A 21365-nucleotide genomic window follows, 5' to 3' on the forward strand; every position below is an offset into this window, starting at 1 on the left:
GGAGGCGGGTTACTTCCGCAACTCGAAGGTCGTCGCGCCGACCTTGATCGGAGCGCCCACCTTCACCTGGACCGGGGATGCCACCCGCACCCCGTCATGCGTGGTCCCGTTCGTGGAGTCGAGGTCCTGCAGCATCCACTGGTCGCCCCATAGCACGAGTCGTGCGTGGTGGCTGGAGGTGTAGTCGTCGCGGATGACCAGGCCCGACTCGCTCGAGCGGCCGATGGTGAGGGGTTCGGTTCCGAGGGGGAGTTCGAGCCCCGCCTTGGGACCGCTCGTGATGACGATGCGCGAGACGGACGCGGTCGTCGCGAGGCCGCCGGCGGGGGCGGGGACCGGTGCGGCGGGACGCTTCACCTGCGTCGTCTCGGCGTTCGGCGACGACGTGGGGGCGGGGGCTGAGGGAGCCGGGGCGGATGCCGAGGGCTCGGGGAGCTTGCGGACCTTCACGCCGAACAGATCGGCCCGCAGCGAATAGACGACGCCGAACACGAAGAACCAGAGCAGCACGAGGAAGCCGCCCTGCAGAAGAAGAAGAGTCAGTGGACTCATGACAGGGGCCCCCGGTCCCGGACGTCGAAGAGCTGCGTCGCATCGGACGGCGCCGCTCGCCGTGCGGTCTGTGCCTGCGCGACCACACGGAAGACGATAGCGGTGCGGCCGATCGAGATGGTCGAGTCCGGCGGAAGTGCGGCCTCGGATACCTTCCGACCGTTGAGGGTCGTTCCATTGGTCGAGCCGAGGTCGCGGACCATCGCGCGCTCGCCGTCCCACAGGATCTCGACGTGCTTGCGGCTCGTGCCGGCGTCGGGGATCGTGATGTCGGCGTCACTGCCGCGGCCGATGACCGTGCGGGCCTTCACGAGCGGGTGGCGGGTGCCGTTGATGTCGACGACTCCGCGCCACGACACCTGACCCTCGCTCGTGCGCGAATCCACACGAAGGGTGCCGGTCGACAGTGAGGTGTCGCGCTCGACCGAGATCGTCACCGGTCCGGCGAACGAATACCCCTGCGTGCGGGCGTGCTGCTTGACGAGGGTGTCGAGTTCGGTCACGAGGGTCGAGCCGAGGGCGCTCATCTTCTCGTCGTCCGCGGGCGACAGGCGCACCGTGAAGGCGTTCGGCGCGAGGATGCGCTCACGGCTCACGACGACGGCGTTCTTGTCGAGCTCGCTCCGCAGCGCGGAGGCGATCTCCACGGGCTGGATGCCACTGCGGAAGGTCTTCGCGAACGCACCGTTGACGGCGCGTTCGAGACCCTTCTCGAAACTGTCGAGTAGCCCCACGAGACTCCTTCAGGCAGGCAGACCAGTAGGCACATCGTAGTCAGCACGCCTGGACAGGTCATGGATGCCGGTCCCGGACACGTTTCATCGGGGGTCCGTGGCCGTGATATTCTCGGGAAGTTGAGTCTGCGGCATCCGTGGACGCAGCGAATCGCGCGAGTGGCGGAATAGGTAGACGCGCTGGCTTCAGGTGCCAGTGCCCGCAAGGGCGTGGGGGTTCAAGTCCCCCCTCGCGCACAGAACGAAGAAGGCCCCGGATTCATCCGGGGCCTTTCGTCGTTCTCGGTGGGTGCGGGAGGTCCTCGCGGCGGTCCGGGAAGCGTGGAGTTGCGCGAAATTCGCGCCTTCGCGGCTCGCCCCGGCGCGGACTCACCCGGGGGCCGGGAGAATGCCGCCTATGACGTACCGGCTTCACCTCACCCTCATCGCGGCTCGACCGGACTCCTCATGACGACCCGTCTGTCGGAGCCCGGGCCGCTGCTCGATGAGACCGCCTCCGACGCGGTCGTCACACCTCCGATCAGCGCCGTGGCGCGGACGCTGCGGTCCCCCGTCTTCGTCGCGGTCGTCTTCGTGGCGACGGTGGTGCAGGTCTGCAGCGATCCCGTGCTCGCGATCTTCAGTGGCACGGGCCAGTGGGACCACACTCTGCCGCCCCAGGCGGTCATCGCGTTGACGGCGTTCATCTGCCTCGCGCAAGCGGTGTGCGTGTCCCGGTCGGGGACGGGACCCGAGCTCGGGATGCTCGGCGCGGTGGCGTGTTATCTCGTGGTGGCCGTGGCGCTCGGTGTGCCCACCTGGGCGACACCGATGCAGTTGGTCATCGCGATCTCGATGGCAGCGCTGGGCAGCGCGCGTCGGATCCCCGTCGCGGCGACGTGGGCGGCCGGAACCGTCGCCCTGTCCGCCTTGGCGCTCGGCGGGTGGGCGGCGAGCGTGGGGGCGCCCCCGGAGGCGGTGGCCGCGTTCCTGCTCACGGAGGGGGTGTCGTTGGCATCCCTGTCCTTCGCCGGGGTGGCGCTCGGCGCCCTTTACGCCGTACTCGAGCGGCGGGCCGAGCGCGAGCGTCGCCGGGCCGCGGACATCCAACTGCAGCAGGCGGAGGCGATCGAGGCGTCGAGGGCCGCGGAGCGGGGACGCATCGCCCAGGAACTGCACGACGTCGCCGGTCAGCACCTCGCCGGGCTGGTGTCGCTGTGCGACGCCTCGGCCGACCTGGCGCCCGCGCATCCGCAGCAGGCGCTCCAACTGATCGACGAGGTGCGCGCGGAGGGCCGCTATGCCGCGGCGAGCCTCTACGGTGCGCTCGGGGATCTGCGTGCCGTCGAGGCGACGGCGCACACACCCACACCCGATCTGCGCCACCTCGAGGGGCTCGTGGAGTTCTGGCGAGAGCGCGGCAAAGAAGTCTCGGCCGAGATCGAAGGCGACCCCGAGGTCCTGCCGGCGGTGGTGTCGACGACCGCCTACCGCGCCATCCAGGAGGCTCTGTCGAATGCCGCCAAGCACGCGGCCGGTGCGCCGATCGGCATCCAGGTGCGGATCCGGCCGGACCGTCTTGTCGCGGTCGTGCGGAACGGTCCTCCGCGCCGGCCGCGGACGGACGAACCTGGTCTCGGGCTGGGCTGGGGGTTGGATAACCTGCGCCAGAAGCTCACTCTCGTCGACGGGACGCTCGCGGCGGGGGCCGACGGCACGGGGGGCTGGCGCGTGGAGGTGGAGATTCCGCTTCCCCGGACGATGGAGGCATGACGTGACGGAAAGCGCATCGATCAGGGTGCTCATTGCCGACGACAACCGTCCGTTCCGTCGCGGCGTGCGACTCCGACTGGAGAACGCGGACGGGATCACCGTCGTGGGCGAGGCGGGCACCGGCCGCGACGCCGTGAAAGGTGCGCTCGCCGAGCACGCGGACGTCGTGCTGATGGACCTGGAGATGCCCGAGATGAACGGCATCGACGCCACGCGCACGGTCGTCGAGGAGTCGGGGGGCAGCACCCGTGTCATCGCGCTGACCAGCCACGGCGAGGACCATCTGGTGATGAGCGCTCTGAGCAGTGGGGCATCGGGGTATCTGCTCAAGACCCACGACAGCTCGCAGCTCGTCGATGCCATCCGCGCCGCGCACCGAGGTGAGGCGCTGATGTCCTCGCGCGTGACGCGCTCGGTCCTCACCGACATCGCCCGGCGCCGCATCACCGACCAGGATCGGGCCAAGGCGGCATCCCTCAGCCCGTCGGAGGCGCGGGTCGTCAGCCTCCTCAGCGACGGGATCACCTCGAACGAACAGCTCGCGGCGGAACTCGTCGTGTCGATCAACACCGTCCGGAGCCATGTGCAGTCCTCGATGCGGAAGACCGGCGCCGCCGACCGCACCCAACTTGCGCTGTGGGGCGTCCGGGTGCGTTCCGTGCTGGCGGCTCATCCGAACGGATGAATCTCGTCCCGCTTCGCCGCGGTCGGCGCGGTGAGGTGATCTCGGCGGGAAGAGGGAGGGGCGGGGGCTGCCCCCAATACAGCCCCCGCCCGCCTCGGCATCCGACCCGAGCGGATGCCGCCTGCATCGAGACCGTCGACGCGTGAGCGGATGTCCCTGCGTGCGACGGTAACCCCGGCTCTCGCCCGCCACTCCGCGGCTTTTTCATCCCGCCGAGTCAAGTCCCGCGGAATATCGCGGGGTTCGGCCGCGAATCCGATGCGCGGCCGGGTGGAGAGCGGGAAGAAAGTCATCCGAATGGACGACCGGGGCGCGCGTCGAACGCCGCGTGGATGCCTCTGGTGCGCGCGCAGTATCCGCGATATGCTCGCCAAACGAACAGGCGTTCGCTGAACGAACAGAGGAACCATGATCGACAAGACCGTGCCCGACCTCGCGGCGGCCGTGGCGGGCATCGCCGACGGCTCGACCGTGATGATCGGTGGATTCGGCCGTGCCGGACAGCCCGTCGAACTCATCGACGCGCTCATCGCGCACGGCGCCCGCGACCTCACCGTCGTCAACAACAACGCCGGCAACGGCGACACCGGACTCGCGGCTCTGCTCGCGGCAGGCCAGGTGCGCAAGATGATCTGTTCGTTCCCGCGGCAGAGCGACTCGTGGGTCTTCGACGGCCTGTACCGCGACGGCAGGATCGAGCTCGAACTCGTGCCGCAGGGGAACCTCGCCGAGCGGATCCGCGCGGCCGGCGCCGGAATCGGCGGCTTCTTCACGCCGACCGGGTTCGGCACCCAGCTCGCCGAGGGCAAGGAGACGCGGCGCATCGACGACCGCGACTACGTCCTCGAGTACCCGATCCACGCCGACGTCGCGCTCGTCAGCGCATACCGCGCCGACCGGTGGGGCAACCTCGTCTACCGCGAGACCGCCCGCAACTTCGGGCCGATCATGGCCGCCGCGGCGAAGACCAGCGTGGTCCAGGTCGACGAGATCGTGCCTCTCGGCGACCTCGACCCCGAGTCCGTCGTCACGCCCGGGTTGTACGTCGACCGGGTCGTGGCCGTGGGCGAGCGCCGGTGGCTGCAGGACGGCGTCTTCGTCGGCGGCGTCGACATCGAGGGGCGCCCGCTCGCCCGGAACGGAGCGGACTCATGACCACACGCGTCTCCCGCACCGCGCTCGCCGCGCGCGTGGCATCCGACATCCCCGAGGGAGCCGTGGTGAACCTCGGCATCGGCGCGCCGACCCTCGTGGCGGACTACCTGCCCGAGGGGCTCGAGATCGTGCTGCATACCGAGAACGGAATGTTGGGCATGGGCCCCGCGCCGGTCGAGGGGTCGGTCGATCCCGACCTCATCAACGCCGGAAAGCAGCCGGTCACGGCGCTCGCCGGAGCCGCCTACTTCCACCACGCCGACTCCTTCGCCATGATGCGCGGCGGGCACCTCGACGTGTGCGTGCTGGGTGCCTTCCAGGTCTCGGCATCCGGTGATCTGGCGAACTGGTCGACCGGCGAGCCCGGGGCGATTCCGGCCGTCGGTGGGGCGATGGACCTCGCCATCGGAGCGAAGGACGTCTATGTCATGACCGACCTGCTCACCAAGCAGGGCGCCCCCAAGCTGGTCGAGGCGTGCACCTACCCGCTCACCGGCGTCGGCTGCGTCTCCCGCGTGTACACCGACCACGGCGTCTTCGACGTCACCCCCGACGGCCTCCGCGTGCGGGAACTGTTCGGCGACAACACGCACGCCGAGATCGAGGAACTGCTCGGTCTCACGCTGATCGAGCAAGGAGCCTGACATGACCGCCAGCTACGTCTACGACGCCGTTCGCACACCGTTCGGTCGCGCCGGGGGAGCCCTGGCATCCGTTCGCCCCGACGATCTGGCCGCGCTGGTCATGAAGGCGGCGGTCGAGCGCACCGGACTCGACCCCGCCCGCATCGACGACGTCGTCTTCGGGGATGCCAACCAGGCCGGGGAGGACAACCGCAACGTCGCCCGTTTCGGCGCGCTGCTCGCCGGCTTCCCGACGTCGGTCACCGGCGCCACCGTCAACCGGCTCTGCGCGTCGTCGCTCGAGGCCGTGATCCAGGGGTCGCGCGCAATCGAGTCCGGCGACGCCGACATCGTGCTGGCCGGCGGCGTCGAGTCGATGAGCCGTGCGCCGTACGTCGTGGAGAAGGCCGCGAAGCCGTTCCCGGCGGTCGGCAACGCGACCATGTGGAACACCGCGATCGGGTGGCGCATGACCAACCCCGCCCTGCCGAAGAACTGGACGATCTCGAACGGCGAATCCGCCGAGAAGATCGCACGCGAGTGGGGCATCACGCGGGAGGCGCAGGATGCCTTCGCCGTGCGGTCGCACCAGCGTGCGGCATCCGCGTGGGCGGCGGGCGTCTTCGACGGGGAGATCGTGGCCGTGCCCGGGGTCGCGCTGACCCGCGACGAGGGCATCCGCGACGACACCTCCGTCGAGAAGCTCGCGGGCCTGAAGGCGCTGTTCGCCGCCGACGGGCAGGGGAGCGTCACGGCCGGCAACTCCTCGCCGATCAACGACGGAGCCTCGGCCGTGCTCATCGGCGGCGAGGGAGCCCTGGATGCCGAGCCGCTCGCGCGCATCGCGGGTCGCGCGGCCCACGGCGTCGACCCCGACGTGTTCCCGATCGCCCCGATCGAGGCCGCGAACAAGGCGCTCGCGCGCGCCGGGAAGACGTGGGCCGACGTCGATTTCGTCGAGCTCAACGAAGCCTTCGCGTCGCAGTCGCTCGCGTGCTTGGCCGGGTGGCCCGACCTCGACCCCGAGAAGCTCAACGTCCACGGCGGTGCGCTCGCGATCGGGCACCCGCTCGGCGCGTCCGGCGGCCGCATCATCGGCCGTGCGGCGCACGAGCTCGCGCGCCGCGGCTCGGGAATCGCGGTCGTCGCGATCTGCATCGGCGTGGGCCAGGGGCTCGCCGTCGTGCTCGAGCGGTGAGGTCGCTCACCGACGGATCGATAGGGTGAGCCGGTGACCGACGCCGAACCTTTCGCCCCCGCGCCTGAGGACGACAGCGACGGCCCCGGCGAGGTCGTGCAGGCCTTCGTGCGCGGGCTCGCGGTGATCCGCGCGTTCGACGCCGACAACCCCGAGCTGACGCTGAGCGACGTCGCGCGCCGCGCCGGTGTGACGCGGGCCGCCGCAGGACGGTTCCTCCGCACGCTGCAGAGCCTCGGGTACGTGCGGAACGACGGGCGCTCGTTCGCCCTCACCCCGCGCGTGCTGGAGCTGGGCTACAGCTACCTCTCTGCCCTGTCGCTCCCCGAGGTCGCGCAGCCGCACCTCGAGGCGCTGTCGCGCGCGGTCGGCGAGAGCGCGTCGGCTGCCGTCCTCGACGGCGCCGAGATCGTCTACGTCGCGCGCGTACCCGTGCGCCGGATCATGTCGGTCGGCATCACCGTCGGCACGCGGTTCCCGGCCGCGATCACGAGCATGGGTCGCGTCCTGTTGGCCGCGGCATCCACCGACGAACGAGATCGGATCCTGGATGCCGAGCCCCTGGCGCCCCGAACCCCCCGGACGCTGACCGACCCCGCCGCCGTGCGGCAGGAACTCGAGCGGGTGCGCGCGCAGGGCTGGGCCCGCGTCGACGGCGAGCTCGAACCGGGGCTGCAGTCGCTCGCAGCTCCCGTCCACGGCCGGGACGGCGCGGTGGTCGCAGCCATCAACCTGTCGATGTCGAGCGGCCGTTACCCCGAGGCCGAGGTCACTGACCGGCTGATCCCGGCGCTGCTCGCCGCGGCCCGCGCGATCGAGGCCGACCTGCGGGTGGCGTGACCGGTGGACGTCGTGGGCTCCATCTCGGCGCCCGCGACCTAGGAAGAGAGAACCTCACATGGCGAGAAAGATCATCCTCGACTGCGACCCCGGCCACGACGACGCCATCGCTCTTCTGCTCGCTCACGGACACCCCGACATCGAGCTGCTCGCGGTCACGACCGTGGCGGGCAACCAGACGCTCGAGAAGGTCACCCGCAACGCGCTGGCCGTCGCGGAGGTCGCCGGAATAACGGGAGTCCGATTCGCGGCGGGTTCCCCTCGCCCTCTCGTCCGCGAGCTCGAGATCGCCGACGTTCTGCACGGCGACACGGGGATGGACGGGCCGACGCTGCCCGACCCCACGATGAGAGTGGAAGACCAGCATGCGGTGAATCTCATCATCGAACTGGTCATGTCGCATCCCGCCGACACGATCACTCTCGTCCCGACCGGCGCGCTCACCAACATCGCCCTGGCCGCGCGTCTGGAGCCACGCATCGTCGACCGTGTCCACGAGGTCGTGCTCATGGGCGGCGGACACAGCGAGGGCAACTGGGGGCCGAAGAGCGAGTTCAACATCGTGGTCGACCCCGAAGCCGCGCACATCGTGTTCGATGCGCCCTGGCAGGTGACGATGTGCGGTCTCGACGTCACCCACCAGGCGCTGGCCACCGATGACGTGATCGACCGCATCGCCGCCGTAGGCACCCGCCCGGCGGCCTTCGTCACCGAACTCCTGCACTTCTTCACGACGACGTACGCCCACACGCAGGGCTTCGCCGCCCCTCCCGTCCACGACCCCGTGGCCGTCGCACGAGTCATCGATCCATCCGTCGTCCAGACCGTTCCGGTCCCCATCGAGGTCGAGCTCACCGGGACGCTGACACGAGGGATGACGGTCGCCGACTTCCGTCACCCGCGCGACCCGGAGAGCCACACGCACGCTGCCATGGAGCTGGACCACGCGAAGTTCTGGGACCTCGTCGTGACGGCGCTCGAACTGATCGGCGACCCCGCCCGGAGGTCGACGGAATGACGCGACGTCAGTGCGCCGCCGTCGGCTCGGCGCGGAAACCCCGCAGCCGCAGGCTGTTGGTCACGACGAACACCGACGACAGCGCCATCGCGGCGGCCGCGACGACGGGGTTCAGCAGCCCCGCCATCGCCACGGGGATCGCGGCGACGTTGTAGGTGAAGGCCCAGAACAGGTTGCCCTTGATGGTGCCGAGCGTGCGTCGCGCAAGACGGACGGCGTCGGCGACGACGAGCAGATCGCCCGACACCACCGTGACGTCGCTCGCCGCGATCGCCGCATCCGTCCCTCCGCCCATCGCGATGCCGAGGTCGGCGGCGGTGAGGGCCGCCGCGTCGTTGACGCCGTCGCCCACCATGGCCACGACCCGTCCCTCGGCCTGCAGCGCGCGGACGACGTCGAGCTTCTCGGCCGGCGTCACCTCAGCGCGGACGTCGTCGATCCCGACGTCGGCGCCGACGCGGGTGGCGGTCGCGGCGTTGTCTCCGGTGAGCAGCACGGGGCGCAGGCCCAGGCGGCGGAACCGCGCGACCGCCTCGGCGCTCGTCGGTTTGATCGTGTCGGCGACGGCGATCGCGCCGAGGTACCGCCCGTCGCGCGCGACGGCGACGACGGTTCCACGCGACTCCGAATCGGAGACTCCGGATGCCGGCACCTTCACGCTCCACTGATCCCGCAGCCACGACACCCGACCGGCGACCACGGCGGAGCCGTCCACGACACCCTGGACGCCGTATCCCGCGTGCGCGGCGAACGACTCGACGGGTGCCGCCGTGCCCGCGGCCGCGGCGATCGCGCGACCCACCGGGTGCTCCGACCCGCCCTCGACGGCCGCGGCGACCGCGAGCAGTTCGGCGCGGTCCACGCCCTCGGCGGGCAGCACATCGGTCACGGCCATGCGGCCGGTGGTCACAGTGCCGGTCTTGTCGAGCACGATCGTGTCGACGCGGCGCGTCTGCTCGAGCACCTGCGGACCGCGGATCAGGATGCCGAGCTGCGACCCGCGCCCGGTGCCGACCAGCAGCGCGGTGGGCGTCGCGAGGCCCAGCGCGCACGGGCAGGCGATGATGAGCGTCGCCACGGCGGCGGTGAACGCGAGTTCGAGCGGCGCGCCCGCGCCGAGCCAGCCGGCGAACGCCGCGATCGCGAGCAGGATGACGACCGGCACGAAGACCGCCGAGACGCGGTCGGCGAGCCGCTGCACCTCGGCCTTGCCGGTCTGCGCCTCCTCGACCAGGCGTCCCATACGGGCGAGCTCGGTGTCGGCGCCCACGCGCGTGATCTCGACGACCAGACGACCACCGACGTTGATCGTCGCCCCGACGACGCCGGCACCGGGGGCCACCTCGACCGGGACGGATTCGCCGGTGAGCATGCCGGCATCCACCGCCGAGGTTCCGTCGATGACGAGACCGTCCGACGGGATCTTCTCGCCCGGACGCACCACGACCACGTCGCCGACGACGAGGCTCGCGACCGGGACGGTGCGCTCGCGGCCGTCCTCGAGCTTGGTGGCGGAGGTCGCGCCGAGGTTCAGCAGGGCCTTCAGTGCGCTCGCCGATGCCGTGCGCGCCCGCGCCTCGGCGTAGCGGCCGGCGAGGAGGAACACCGTCACGAGGGCGGCGACCTCGAGGTAGATCTCGTGCGCGCCGGCGGTCGGTGCGCCGAACAGCGTGAAGCTCATTCTCATGCCGGGCATGCCCGCGCCGCCGAAGAACAGGGCGTAGAGCGACCAGCCGAACGAGGCGATGACGCCGAGGCTGATGAGCGTGTCCATGGTGACGGCGCCATGGCGGGCGTTGACCGCCGCCGCGCGGTGGAACGGCCACGCGCCCCACACCGCGACCGGGGCCGTCAGGGTGAGCGCGAGCCACTGCCAGTTCGAGAACTGCAGCGCCGGGATCATCGACAGCACGGCGACGGGCACGGCCAGCGCGAGGCTGATGAGCAGACGTCGGCGGAGGGCGTCGGTCTCGGGGTCGGTCGCGACCTCCTCCGGGACGGGCGGCGCGGGTACCGCGGCCGCGTAGCCCGCGGCCTCGACGACCGCGATGAGATTCGCCGGGTCGAGGTCGTCGCCGCGCACGCGCGCCTTCTCGGTGGCGTAGTTGACGGATGCCTCGACGCCGGGCAGCTTGTTGAGCTTGCGCTCGATCCGGGTGGCGCGCGAGGCGCACGTCATCCCGGTGATGTCGAGCTCGACGTCGGTGGTGCTCATGACGGGTCGGCCGCCAGGGCGTAGCCGGCCTCCTCGACGGCGTCGCGCACGAGGGCGGCGTCGAGCGGGGAGTCGCTGGCGATCGTGACGCGCGAGACCTCCCCGACGCGCAGGTCGACGGACACGCCGTGCACCCCCGCGATCTCGGAGATCTCCTCGGTGACGCTCCGGACGCAGTGCGCGCACGTCATCCCGGTCACGCCGATCTCCTGAATGACCGCGCCCTCGGGAAGAGGAGTGGATGCCGCAGCCTCGCGGAGACCGAGATCGATGCGTTCGTTCATGGTGTTCTCCTCGGTGATCAGGACCGGACGAGCCGGGCGATGGCGTCGTTGGCTTCGCGGATCTTCTCGGCGGCGACCTGGCCGCCCTCCGCGCTGGCCTCGGCGACGCAGTGGCTGAGGTGATCCGACAGGAGTGACAGCGCGACGGTCTCGAGCGCCTTCGTCGCGGCGGACACCTGCGTGAGGATGTCGATGCAGTACTTGTCTTCGTCGACCATCCGCGCGATGCCGCGCACCTGCCCCTCGACGCGGCGCAGCCGTTTCTGCAGGTCGTCCTTGTGTCCGTCGTATCCGTGCATGTGGATACCGTACCCCCCTAGGGTATGTGGAGGGCCGGTTCGGCGAACATTCACCGAGGTCCGCTTCACTGTGAGGATGCCGACCGCTGCGCGCCGCCGACTTCCCCTCCTCGTGACGCTCGCGATCGGTGCGGTCTTCGCCGTCCTGGCCGTCTGGCCGCAGGTGATCGGGGCGCAGCGGTGGCAGTTCGTCGCGCTCGCCATCTCGTTCCGGGCGCCCCTCGCTCTCGGACTCGGGCTGCTCGCCGTCGTGGCGGGGATCGTCGCGCTCGTCCGCCGGCGGGCCGCCGTCGCCCTCGGGCTCGCCATCGCCCTCGGTGCGGCCGCGCTCGGCAACGGTGCGGTCCTCCTCGCCCGCGGTGTCGGTGGGTCTGTGGGCGAGGGCGACCTCACCGTCGCGGTATGGAACACCTACGGCGGCGGCGCGCCCCCGGAGGCCATCGCGCGGCTCGTCCGCGAGAGCGGGGCGGACGTCGTCAGCCTGCCCGAGACCGACGCGGACGCGGCGGCCGAGGTCGTCGGCATCCTGCGTCGCGACGGTATCGAGATGACCGCCGCGACCGTGCAGGCGGCTCCGGGCGATCGCCCGGTTCCGACGTCGCTCCTGGTCGCCGACGCGCTGGGCCCGTACGTCCTCGACGCGGGGGCCGGCTCGACCCCCGGCGCGCCGAGCGGGGTCTGGCGACCGATCGACGGCACCGGACCCACGATCATCGCCGCGCATCCGCTTCCCCCGCTGCCGCTCATCGTCGACGAGTGGTCCACCGGCATCGACTGGGTCGCCGCGCAGTGCACCGGGCCCGATGTCATCCTCGCCGGCGACCTCAACTCGACGCTCGACCACCTGTGGGGTCTCGGACGCGACGGCGGAGTGGTCGGCGATTGCCAGGATGCCGCCCAGCAGGCGGGCGCAGCTGCCCGGGGCACCTGGCCCACGTCACTGCCGGCGGCGCTCGCCGCCCCGATCGACCACGTGCTCGTCGGATCGGCGTGGACCGTCCGCGGCTTCGAGGTGCGTACTGATTTCGACGACGCCGGGAGCGATCACCGCCCGGTCGTCGCCATCCTCGCGCGGCGCTGAGCCCGGCGCGTCACTCCAGGGTCGGCGGCAGCACGTAGACGATGTCGGCGCCGTCGCGCCCGTGCTCCACGAAGCCCAACCGGGCGAGCGTGTCGTGCGAGGGGTCGTCGTCTGCCGCGACGCACGCGTACAGCGGGCGCTCCGGCTCGGCGAGCGTGAGGAGCCGCAGCGCCTCCGTCGCCGACTCGCGGGACGTGTCGGGCGACACCGCGAGCAGGGCCTCCCGATCCCCGTCGACGTCGAGCGTGGCGGCGAGCCCCACCACCTCGTCGCCGTCCACGATCGCGCGGGCCGTGACCCGGTCGGCATCCACCCACGCGTCGAAAGCCGCGCGATCGTCCACCTGCCCGCGTGGCCACGTCGACGCGCTCGCGCGCACCGCCGCGTAGGCGGCATCGCGGTCGTCGTCACGGAGGTCGCGGAGCTCGATGCGGGTCATGACGTCACGGTAGCGGGAGTGCCCCGGACGAACGGATGCCTTGCGCTCGCCGCCGCGGGCTCAGTAGAGGCCGTGCAGCCGCAGCCACAGGTGCGCGGCCTGTGCCGTGTCGCGCTCCCTGATCCGGTCGGCGAGTTGGAGGAAGAGTTCTTCGCATCCCTCCACGTGCGCGCACATCCAGCCGCGCAGGTTCCGCCGCAGGAGGAAGGCGGTCTGCTTCAACGTCTCGATCAGCACGATGTTCTGCGAGGCGCGGGTGAAGTGGGCGAGGAACGCGTACCCCGCGTCGACGTACGCGGGGGAGGAGTCGGCGCGGGCGGCATCCATGAGACCGCCGAGCAGGCGGGCGCCCTCCGCGATCTCGTCGTCCGAGCAGCGGGGGAGGGCGAGGTGCATGGTCATCGCGATCATGTGGACCGCGTAGTCCTGCATGTCCGCGATCTCCTTGTCGCTCGGCGACGTCACGCGCGTGAACCGATGGGGCGCGATCTCGACCAGACGGATCGCCGCGAGTCGCTGCAACGCCTCACGCACGGGGGTCCGGGAGATGCCCATGTGGGCGGCGAGTTCGACGTCGCGGAGCCGGTCGCCGGGCCGCAGGCGTCCGTCGACGATCGCCTCGCCGAGGGCGGCGTACGCCTCGTCGACGAGGGCGGAAGGCTGGCGCCGCTCGTCCACACGCGGATTCTATGACGCCCGACTATCACAGATCATCGTCATACGTGAAGAATTCCCAGCTTTCGTGTCGCGCGAAGGGCTCGCGCGGCGGTACAGTTATCGCCGTCACGCCTCGCGTGACATATCCGGGGGGATCCGTCGACGCCCGGGCTTCGAGCTTCTGCTCAGCCCGGGCGTCGTATGGGCTTAAGGGCCGATCGCCTCCATGACGTCGTGCAACGTTTGTGTCACGGGTCGATGCGCCCGCCCGGTCCGTGCCGTTACCGTGGGCACAGATCGGCGCGCTCGGCGCCGGCAGGAGCGGGAAACGGCACGTCGATGAGCACGCAGGGCACGGTCAAGTGGTTCAACTCGGAGAAGGGCTTCGGCTTCATCGCGCCCGATGAGGGTGGTCAGGACGTCTTCGCCCACTACAGCGCCATCCAGTCGGGCGGATACCGCTCGCTCGAGGAGAACCAGCGCGTCGAGTTCGACGTCGCGCAGGGCCCGAAGGGTCTGCAGGCGGAGAACATCCGCCCCCTCTGATCCGGGCGCTACCGCTCGGTCCGCACAAGGTCGACGCCCGCGGCCGCGAACTGCCGCAGCGTCGCGTGCGGAAGGAAGGCGCGGGTGAGGGCGGCGCCGATGCGGGTGAGGTCGGCCTCGTCCCGGTAGAGCAGATGCATCGTCTCGTACCGGGGATGGAACTTCTGCTTGAACCTGTGCAGCGAGGCGAAGCCGTAGACGGGCTCGAGCATCGTGGCCATGCGCTCCTGCAGGTCGGCGATCGCTCCGGCATCCGGGGGATATTCGTGCGCCAGGGGCGCTCCCGACAGCGACAGCACCTCCGCGCCCTCGGCCGAGAACTGCTGAGCCGACGATCCGATCAGGTACTCCATCACCGGGCCGAAGCCGCCGTCGCGGCGGCGCATCAGATCGAGCGTCCACCCGCGCACCCGCCCCTCACCGTAGACGGGCAGCCACGACAGGAAGCCGTCGACGTCGCCCGCCGGTGAGACCGCCAGCGCGACGCGAACCTCCGGATCGGCGGCCTCGTGGAGCGTGCCGAGAGTGAATCCCATCTCCGGCAGCCCCTTGTCGCCGACCCAGCTCTCGGAGATGGCCCGCAGCTGCTGCCGCACACCCCACGTCTCATCGGCCAGACGTGACAGGCGGAACGTCATGCCCTCGCGTTCGGCGCGATTCAACGAGGTCCGCACCGCCCCCCACGCCTTGCCCGTGAACTTCAGGCCCGGCAGGTCGACGATGGTGTCATCGGCGACGACGATGCTCCGCCACCCGTCGGGGACGGCGGCCCGGGTGGCCTCTCCGGCGCTGAAGAAGCACGGTGCCAGACCCGCGTTCTCGGCGCGCTCGACGAACGCGCGGACGGTCGCCGCGCGCGCCTCCTCCGGGCCGAGCGGGTCGCCGAGCACGAGCGCGACCCCCGACCGGCGCTGGAAGGCGACGATCCCGCGTCCGAATCGGGCGTAGGCCATGCCGTCCCACGTCGTCATCCACGACAGGGTGCCGCCGCCGGTGGCGCGCAGCTCGGCCTTCACGTCGTCGAGCGACGGAGCCGGCGCGTCGCCGAGGGTCGCCTTCGGCCGAGCACGGAACGCGGCACGCACGAGGATGAGGTACACCAGGGCGATGGTCCAGGTGGCCGAGGAGGCCAGGGTCACGGTGAGGTCGACATCCACCGTCTGCTGGATGACTCCCGTGCCGATCGCGACGACGAGCAGAGCCACGAACAGGAGGATGAGGGCGTTCAGGATGCCGTACGCCACCAGCAGGACCCACGCCCACCGGCGCCCCCTCCGGATGCCGTTCGCGACGAGGAGCACCACCACGGTGTTCACGGCCACATCGACCCACGATCCCGACACGGGGGCGGAATCTCCGAACGGGCCCGTGGTCGGACTGAGATAGGTGAGTATGTCGATCGCGCCGAGGCCGCACACCACGACGAACGCGATGAGACGCTGCTCGCGGACCGAGACCCGCTGAGGGCGGAGCGACCGGTCGACGACCAGCACGAGACCCACGGCGATGAGGTGCTCGAGGTCGTTCAGCGACCCCCAGTACAGGAACGTCACCGACAGGACCGCGATCAGCACCGTCCACGCGCGCAGGCGCCACGGCGACGGGAAGAGCGTCACGGCTGCCGCCAGACACGCGACGACCCCGGGAGAGGGACCGACGTCGAGCGCCCCGGCCTGCTCCTGCGCCCACGGCCAGGGGAGCAGCGCCGCGAGCCACAGCACCAGCGACGCACCGAGGACGGCACCGAGCTGTCCGCCGATGAAGTAGGACGCGGCGACCCGCGACCCGCGGCGGAACTCCAGGAAGCCCATCCCGATGAGCCCGACGATCACCGGCGCATACAGCCACGGCACCGACAGGAAGAACGTGCCCGTGACCGGAGTCCACCAGCGGCCGGCTTCGAGCGCCGGGAGCCCGTAGGCCACCGTCTCATGCAGGGACGACGCCGCGAACGGTGTCCACAGAGCCGCGGATGCCGCACCCACGACGAGCAGGACCAGCGCCAGCGCCGCCGTGGCCGGAACGCGACGGACGGTGGCGGTGAGGCGATGGACGGTGACAGGCTCCCCCATGCCGCCCACGATATCGGGCGACAGGCCGTCAGCGGCCGTCGACCGCGCGCCAGGCCGCCCGGGCGGAGGAGAGCGCCTGAACCGCCTCGTGCGCCGCACGGGCGGCGGCCAGCTCGCGCCGGGCGGCGTCCAGGCGCAGCCGCTCCTCGATCGGAGGCGCGCCCGCGAAGGCCTCGGCTGCGGCGACGGCGGCCCGGGCGCACGCGAGCGTGCCCGGCAGCGCCGCGCGCGCCGCCTCGAGACGTCGACGTGCGGTCAGGGCATCGCCGATCGCGTCGTCGCGGACTTCGCGCGCACGCGCCACCGTCTCGATCGCCGCGCGCGGGCGGAGCGGGAGTCCCTCGGCCGCCGCGTGCAGTTCCTCCTCCGCGGTGCGCAGGCGATCGGTGGCGTCGGGGGCGACACCGGTGGGCCGGGCGCCGGCGAGCTCGAGGGCGGCGACGATCTCGGACCGGGCGGCGGAGACCTCGGCCTCGGCGTTCTCGGACGCCTGCAGCACGGCACGGTGGGCATCCTCGACCGCTCGCAGCAGCCGCGCGGCCCGGCGGAGCTCGAGGGACGCCTCGAGCACCCGCGCGTCGGTGGCTTCCGGATCGTCGATCACGGCATCCGCGGCATCCAGCGCCGTGTCCGCGCGCGCGAGCGCCGCCCGTGCCTCGCGGTCGGCGCGGTCGGCATCCGCCCACTCGGTGTCGTCGAACCGCGCGCGGGACTCGGCGACGAGCCGTGCGGGATCTCCCGACGTGCGGGCGATCTCCGCACGACGGGCGCGGGCCGCGGCGACGCGCTCGGTGACGCTGCCGTGCGCGCGAGTCCACGCGGTCAGGCGGTCGCGGGTGTCGCCGGCCGCGGCGACCCGCCGTTCGAGGTCGTCGCGCAGACGCAGCCCGTCGGTGCGGCGCTGGGCCGGGAGGCGGGAGGACACCGCGAGCGCCGCCACTTCGGTGAACCCGCGGTCGCGTCCGCGCAGCACCGCGGCCCGCGAGCGGCGCAGGTCGGTCGGCCCGTCATCGCCGAGGGCGTCGGCCGCTTCGAAGGCCGCGTCGAGTTCGGTGGCCGCGTCGTCGAGGCGCAGGAGCGCCGCCTCCGCGGCCGATCGCGCGTCCACCGCCGCCGCGGCCGCACGCGGCGACCTCCGCCGGGCGCGCACGACGATCGCGACCACGCCCGCGACGAGCAGCGCCGCGAGCAGGGCGATCGTCACGGGCAGCGCCCAGGGGATGTCAGACACCGTCGGAGGCGGCGAGGTCGTCGTCCGGTACGAGCAGGAGCGCGCGCAGTTCATCGGCGGTGTCGACGGCCGCCTGGGCGCCGTCGGCCTCGTGCGGCCAGCTGAAGCCCCACCGGACGAAGATCACCGGCACACCGGCATCCGCCCCGCCCTCGACGTCGTGATGGCGATCGCCGATCAGCACGGGGCGGGAGGTGTCGTACCCGCGCACCTCGAGGCGCCGCAGTGCCTCGCGCACGATGTCGGACTTCGCACTGAGCGTCCGCTCGTCGGGGCTCGCGCCCACCATGGCTTCGAGGTCGGGGGCGAGGCCGAAGTGGTCCATGAGCGCCACGACCTGCACCTCGGGCTTCGAGCTGGCCGTCGACTGGGGGACGCCGGCAGCGTGGAGATCGTGCACGATGTCGGCGACGCCGGGGTAGAGCTGCGCGCTCCCGGTGTAGCCCTCGCTCTTGTTCAGGGTGCGGTAGAAGGTGACGGCCTCGGTCGCCTCGTCGGGCGTCATTCCGACGTTGGCCTGGAACGACTCGAACATCGGCGGACCGATCCAGTGCGACAGCTCGCCGCGGACGGGAGGCCTGCGCCCGAAGTGCTCGAGGGTGATGGTGAGACGGCGGAGGATCCCCTCGGACGCGTCGACGAGGGTTCCGTCGACGTCCCAGAGGACGCACGACCAGGGGGAGCGCACGGGCATGGGCTCCACGCTACCGGCCGCACGTCGCTGTGACGGTGGGGAGGGGACGGGAGGACATTCGGCGAAGGGAGGACCCGGAAGCGGGAGCGCGTCCTCCGTTCCCCGTTTCTCCTCCGCTCCCCACGCCGAGCGACGCGAGCGCCCGGCTCAGAACAACCGCGGAGCCCCCGACTCGATGCCCTTCATCTCGTCGTAGTCGAGGGTCAGGCACCGGATGCCGCGGTCGGTGGCGAGCACGCGGGCTTGCGGCTTGATCTCCTGCGCGGCGAACACGCCGCTCACCGGGGCGAGCAGCGGGTCGCGGTTGAGCAGGTCGAGGTAGCGGGTCAGCTGCTCGACGCCGTCGATGTCGCCGCGGCGCTTGACCTCGATCGCCACGGTCCCGCCGTTGTCGTCGCGCAGCAGCAGGTCCACGGGACCGATGGCCGTCGGATACTCGCGCCGCACGAGCGTGAGACCCTCGCCGACGACCGAGACCTGCTCGGCGAGCAGCCGCTGGAGGTCGGCCTCGACGCCGTCCTTGATGAGACCCGGGTCGATGCCGAGGTCGTGCGACGTGTCGTGCAGCACCTCGTAGATCTTCACCACGAGCGCATCGCCGGTCTTCTTGTGCGTGACGCGCCACTGCTCGGTGACCCCGACGCTCGCCGCCTCTTCCTCGGGTGCTTCCACTGTGAGGGTGCAGGGCGGGCTCATCCAGTTCAGCGGCTTGTACGACCCGCCGTCGGAGTGCACGAGCAGCGACCCATCGCCCTTGTGCACGAGCAGGCGCGTGGCGAGGGGGAGGTGGGCATTGAGTCGACCGGTGTAGTCGACGGAGCAACGGGCGATGACGAGACGCACCCGACGAGCCTAATCGCGGCGGACGGCCTTCTCGGCCTCGGGCTCGGTGACGACGAGGGGCTTGGCCGCCCCGGAGAAGAGTCCGGATGCCACGATCAGGCCGACGACGATGAAGAGCGTGTTGAGCAGCCCGATGTGGTCGCCGATCCAGCCGAGGATCGGCGGACCGCAGAGGAACGCGACGTAGCCGATGGTGGCGGCCGCGGCGACGCGCGAGGCGGCCTTGGCCGGGTCGTCGGCGGCGGCGGACATGCCGATCGGGAACCCGAGCGAGGCCCCGAGGCCCCAGAGCGCGGCACCGATGTACACGAGCGGTCCGAACGGCGCGACGATGAACAGCAGCAGGCCGGCGGCGGCGGTGACGGCGAGGATCCGCAGCACCCAGACGCGTCCGAACCGGTCGACGACCGGGCCGCCGAGCAGGCGCCCCGCGGTCATCGCGATCGAGAAGACCGCCAGCACCGCGGGACCGGCCTCCTCCGGAGCGCCGTGTCCGAAGACGACGGCGGACGGCAGCCAGTCGTTCGCGCTGCCCTCGGCGAACGCCATGCCGAGCATGATCACGCCCAGCGTGTAGGTGCGGGGCTCGCGCCACGCCGACAGTGAGGCGGCGAGGCGTTCGCGCCAGTGCGCGCGCTCCTCGGCGGAGGGCGCGTCCATCGCGATCTCGCGAGACGGGACGTTCGCGATCGCGGCGAAGGCGACCACCGCGATGACGATGCCCATCGCCACGCAGTGCGCGACCACCGGGATGCCGCCGCGGACGGCCAGGAACCCGATGCCCGCGCCGATGACGGTGCCGAAGCTGAAGAACGCGTGGAGGAGCGGCATGACGGTGCGCCCGGTGGCCTTCTCGAGCGCCGCGCCCTCCACGTTCATCATCACGTCGACCGAGCCGTTGCCGAAGCCGAACAGGGCGAGGCCGACCAGGGCGACGCCGAACAGTTGCAGGGTGTCGGACCCGAACCCGATGATGACGACGCCCACCGCGACGAGGAGCAGCGCGATGAGCATGCCCCGTCGGGCCCCGACCCGCGCCATGATCGCGGGCGCGACGGTGAGTCCGATGATGGATGCCACGCCCATCCCCAGCAGCAGCAGGCCGACGCCGGAGTTCTCGATGCCGAGCGCCTCGCGGATGGCCGGCACGCGCGAGGCCCAGGTCGAGATGCTCAGTCCGCTCGCCAGGAAGATCGCGCAGATGGCGATGTACCAGCGCACGAGGCGCGAACGGGTGAGCGTGGAGTCCATGCGGCAACAGTAGCCAGGATCCCGGTCGGTATCGAATCGATTCGAGGGATCGATTCCACGCGAGGTACGATCGGGCGGTGAGCACGCGCCGCGCGACCATCAGCGACGTCGCCCGAGAGGCGGGCGTCTCCGCCTCGACGGCATCGGTCGTCTTCAGCGGAAAGACGCCGACGTCCGAGGCGACCCGGGCGCGCGTGATCGCCGCCGCCGAGAAGCTCGGCTACACCGGTCCCGACCCCCGCGCCGCGTCGCTCCGCCGCGGGCGTTCGGGCATCGTCGGGGTGGTCTTCGACCAGCATCTCGGCACCGCGTTCCTCGATCCCGTGACGACGCACATGATGGACGGTCTCGCCGACGGCGTCTCGCGGCTCGGTGCGGCCCTGCTCCTCCTGCGCGACGACGGCCACACGGTCAGCGAACCGTCGCTGCACACCGCGCCGATCGACGCCGCCGTGCTGATCGGCTGCAGCCCCCGCATGCGCGATTCGCTCGAGATCGTCCGGGCCCGCGGCATCCCGGTCGTCGTCATCGAGGGGGATGCGGGCGAAGGGATCCCGCGCGTCCTGCTGGACAACACCGAAGCCCAGCGCCAGGCCGCGCAGCATCTCGCCGACCTCGGACACGCCGACGTCGTCATCGTCACCCTGCCGATCGACATCGACCGGCGTCGCGGCTGGATCCCCGACGACGCGGAAGCGCGGGTCGACGTGACCGCCGATCGCCTCGCCGGTGCGCGCCAGGTGTTCTCGCACGCCCCCGCGCTCGCCGCGGCCACCAGTTCGATCGACGAGGGCGCCATCGCCGGCCGCACGATCTTCGCCGACCCCGCGCGCCGACCCACCGCCGTCATCGCGCAGAGCGATCTGCTGGCGGCCGGTGTCGTCCGTGCCGCCGAGGAGGCGGGACTCCAGGTACCGCGCGACGTGAGCGTGACGGGCTTCGACGGCGTCGTCGTCGACGGGCTCGCGCCCCACGTCCTGACGACCCTCGTGCAGCCGGCCACGGCGAAAGGACGCGCGGCGGGCGAGGCCGTGGCGGCGATGCTCGAGGACGCGACGCCCGCGGGCCTCGACCTCACCTGCACCTTCCGCGCGGGGACGACGACGGCCCCGCCCCGTAGCACGTGAGGTCCGCCGCGCGGGACGACGAATGCTCCGGGTAGAATAGATCCGACACCCCGAGAGCCCGGGCATCCG

22 protein-coding genes and 1 tRNA gene are annotated in these 21365 nt (G+C 71.6%); 11 read left to right on the forward strand and 12 right to left on the reverse strand.

From position 1 onward, the window contains the following. Positions 1 to 9 precede the first annotated feature (9 nt). Both P8R59_RS06460 and P8R59_RS06465 read right to left on the reverse strand, forming a co-directional pair. Positions 10 to 552, reverse strand: a complete 543-nt coding sequence (locus P8R59_RS06460; RefSeq protein ID WP_278103228.1) for an FHA domain-containing protein FhaB/FipA — start codon at positions 550 to 552, stop codon at positions 10 to 12. Further along, complete coding sequence (locus P8R59_RS06465; protein WP_077051033.1) at positions 549 to 1286, reverse strand: FhaA domain-containing protein; 738 nt, start codon at positions 1284 to 1286, stop codon at positions 549 to 551. The genes P8R59_RS06460 and P8R59_RS06465 overlap by 4 nt, the downstream gene beginning before the upstream one ends. Positions 1287 to 1439: 153 nt before the next feature. Between P8R59_RS06465 and P8R59_RS06470 the strand changes: the two genes are divergently transcribed. The 8 genes from P8R59_RS06470 to P8R59_RS06505 all read left to right on the forward strand — a co-directional run bounded on the left by P8R59_RS06470 (position 1440) and on the right by P8R59_RS06505 (position 8557). Continuing rightward, positions 1440 to 1523: transfer RNA gene (locus tag P8R59_RS06470), tRNA-Leu, on the forward strand. A gap of 210 nt (positions 1524 to 1733) precedes the next feature. Continuing rightward, positions 1734 to 3038, forward strand: a complete 1305-nt coding sequence (locus tag P8R59_RS06475) for a sensor histidine kinase (protein WP_278103229.1) — start codon at positions 1734 to 1736, stop codon at positions 3036 to 3038. A gap of 1 nt (position 3039) precedes the next feature. Beyond that, positions 3040 to 3723, forward strand: coding sequence for a response regulator (locus tag P8R59_RS06480; protein WP_278103230.1), 684 nt, complete (start codon positions 3040 to 3042; stop codon positions 3721 to 3723). 408 nt (positions 3724 to 4131) lie between these two features. Beyond that, positions 4132 to 4878 carry a 3-oxoacid CoA-transferase subunit A gene (locus P8R59_RS06485; protein WP_278103231.1) on the forward strand — a complete coding sequence of 249 codons (747 nt, stop codon included), beginning with the start codon at positions 4132 to 4134 and terminating at the stop codon, positions 4876 to 4878. Continuing rightward, complete coding sequence (locus P8R59_RS06490) at positions 4875 to 5522, forward strand: 3-oxoacid CoA-transferase subunit B (RefSeq protein WP_278103232.1); 648 nt, start codon at positions 4875 to 4877, stop codon at positions 5520 to 5522. The genes P8R59_RS06485 and P8R59_RS06490 overlap by 4 nt, the downstream gene beginning before the upstream one ends. A gap of 1 nt (position 5523) precedes the next feature. After that, positions 5524 to 6699 (forward strand): thiolase family protein, encoded by a 1176-nt coding sequence (locus P8R59_RS06495; protein WP_278103233.1) that lies wholly within the window; start codon positions 5524 to 5526, stop codon positions 6697 to 6699. A gap of 33 nt (positions 6700 to 6732) precedes the next feature. Next, positions 6733 to 7539 carry an IclR family transcriptional regulator domain-containing protein gene (locus P8R59_RS06500; RefSeq protein WP_278103234.1) on the forward strand — a complete coding sequence of 269 codons (807 nt, stop codon included), beginning with the start codon at positions 6733 to 6735 and terminating at the stop codon, positions 7537 to 7539. 58 nt (positions 7540 to 7597) lie between these two features. After that, a complete protein-coding gene (locus P8R59_RS06505; RefSeq protein ID WP_278103235.1) occupies positions 7598 to 8557 on the forward strand; it encodes a nucleoside hydrolase in 960 nt (319 codons plus the stop codon). A 7-nt stretch (positions 8558 to 8564) separates the two neighbouring features. Here the strand turns inward: P8R59_RS06505 and P8R59_RS06510 are convergent, their stop codons facing one another. Genes P8R59_RS06510 through P8R59_RS06520 form a run of 3 tightly spaced genes read right to left on the reverse strand, consistent with a single transcriptional unit; the run spans position 8565 to position 11355 of the window. Then, a complete protein-coding gene (locus P8R59_RS06510; protein ID WP_278103236.1) occupies positions 8565 to 10772 on the reverse strand; it encodes a heavy metal translocating P-type ATPase in 2208 nt (735 codons plus the stop codon). Then, positions 10769 to 11056: a heavy-metal-associated domain-containing protein gene (locus P8R59_RS06515; protein WP_278103237.1), complete on the reverse strand. Its 288-nt coding sequence runs from the start codon at positions 11054 to 11056 to the stop codon at positions 10769 to 10771. The genes P8R59_RS06510 and P8R59_RS06515 overlap by 4 nt, the downstream gene beginning before the upstream one ends. A 17-nt stretch (positions 11057 to 11073) precedes the next feature. Continuing rightward, on the reverse strand, positions 11074 to 11355 hold the full coding sequence (locus P8R59_RS06520; RefSeq protein WP_076493623.1) for a metal-sensitive transcriptional regulator: 282 nt from the start codon (positions 11353 to 11355) through the stop codon (positions 11074 to 11076). Between the two features lie 76 nt (positions 11356 to 11431). Here P8R59_RS06520 and P8R59_RS06525 point away from each other — a divergent pair, with 76 nt between their 5' ends. Next, positions 11432 to 12436, forward strand: a complete 1005-nt coding sequence (locus P8R59_RS06525) for an endonuclease/exonuclease/phosphatase family protein (RefSeq protein ID WP_278103238.1) — start codon at positions 11432 to 11434, stop codon at positions 12434 to 12436. A 10-nt stretch (positions 12437 to 12446) separates the two neighbouring features. On the opposite strand, the gene P8R59_RS06530 is transcribed toward P8R59_RS06525, so the two are convergent. Together P8R59_RS06530 and P8R59_RS06535 are read right to left on the reverse strand one after the other, a co-directional pair. After that, positions 12447 to 12875, reverse strand: coding sequence for a hypothetical protein (locus tag P8R59_RS06530; protein ID WP_278103239.1), 429 nt, complete (start codon positions 12873 to 12875; stop codon positions 12447 to 12449). A gap of 60 nt (positions 12876 to 12935) precedes the next feature. Next, on the reverse strand, positions 12936 to 13553 hold the full coding sequence (locus P8R59_RS06535) for a GntR family transcriptional regulator (protein WP_278103240.1): 618 nt from the start codon (positions 13551 to 13553) through the stop codon (positions 12936 to 12938). Positions 13554 to 13871: 318 nt separating this feature from the next. Here P8R59_RS06535 and P8R59_RS06540 point away from each other — a divergent pair, with 318 nt between their 5' ends. Then, entirely contained in the window at positions 13872 to 14078 is a 207-nt protein-coding gene (locus tag P8R59_RS06540) for a cold-shock protein (protein WP_076492588.1), read from the forward strand. A gap of 8 nt (positions 14079 to 14086) precedes the next feature. Here P8R59_RS06540 and P8R59_RS06545 read toward each other — a convergent pair whose 3' ends face one another. The 5 genes from P8R59_RS06545 to P8R59_RS06565 all read right to left on the reverse strand — a co-directional run bounded on the left by P8R59_RS06545 (position 14087) and on the right by P8R59_RS06565 (position 20169). Next, positions 14087 to 16150: a bifunctional lysylphosphatidylglycerol flippase/synthetase MprF gene (locus P8R59_RS06545; protein ID WP_278103241.1), complete on the reverse strand. Its 2064-nt coding sequence runs from the start codon at positions 16148 to 16150 to the stop codon at positions 14087 to 14089. A gap of 28 nt (positions 16151 to 16178) precedes the next feature. Then, the gene (locus P8R59_RS06550) at positions 16179 to 17381 is read right to left on the reverse strand and encodes a hypothetical protein (protein ID WP_278103242.1); all 1203 of its coding nucleotides are present in this window, start codon (positions 17379 to 17381) and stop codon (positions 16179 to 16181) included. Beyond that, positions 17374 to 18075 (reverse strand): HAD hydrolase-like protein, encoded by a 702-nt coding sequence (locus P8R59_RS06555; protein WP_278103243.1) that lies wholly within the window; start codon positions 18073 to 18075, stop codon positions 17374 to 17376. The genes P8R59_RS06550 and P8R59_RS06555 overlap by 8 nt, the downstream gene beginning before the upstream one ends. Positions 18076 to 18222: 147 nt before the next feature. Next, entirely contained in the window at positions 18223 to 18918 is a 696-nt protein-coding gene (gene nucS, locus P8R59_RS06560; protein ID WP_077051015.1) for an endonuclease NucS, read from the reverse strand. Positions 18919 to 18927: 9 nt separating this feature from the next. Continuing rightward, a complete protein-coding gene (locus P8R59_RS06565; protein WP_278103244.1) occupies positions 18928 to 20169 on the reverse strand; it encodes an MFS transporter in 1242 nt (413 codons plus the stop codon). A 77-nt stretch (positions 20170 to 20246) separates the two neighbouring features. Between P8R59_RS06565 and P8R59_RS06570 the strand changes: the two genes are divergently transcribed. Continuing rightward, positions 20247 to 21296 (forward strand): LacI family DNA-binding transcriptional regulator, encoded by a 1050-nt coding sequence (locus tag P8R59_RS06570; protein WP_278103245.1) that lies wholly within the window; start codon positions 20247 to 20249, stop codon positions 21294 to 21296. Positions 21297 to 21365: the final 69 nt, after the last annotated feature.

The organism is Microbacterium proteolyticum (genome assembly GCF_029639405.1).
Taxonomy (GTDB): domain Bacteria; phylum Actinomycetota; class Actinomycetes; order Actinomycetales; family Microbacteriaceae; genus Microbacterium.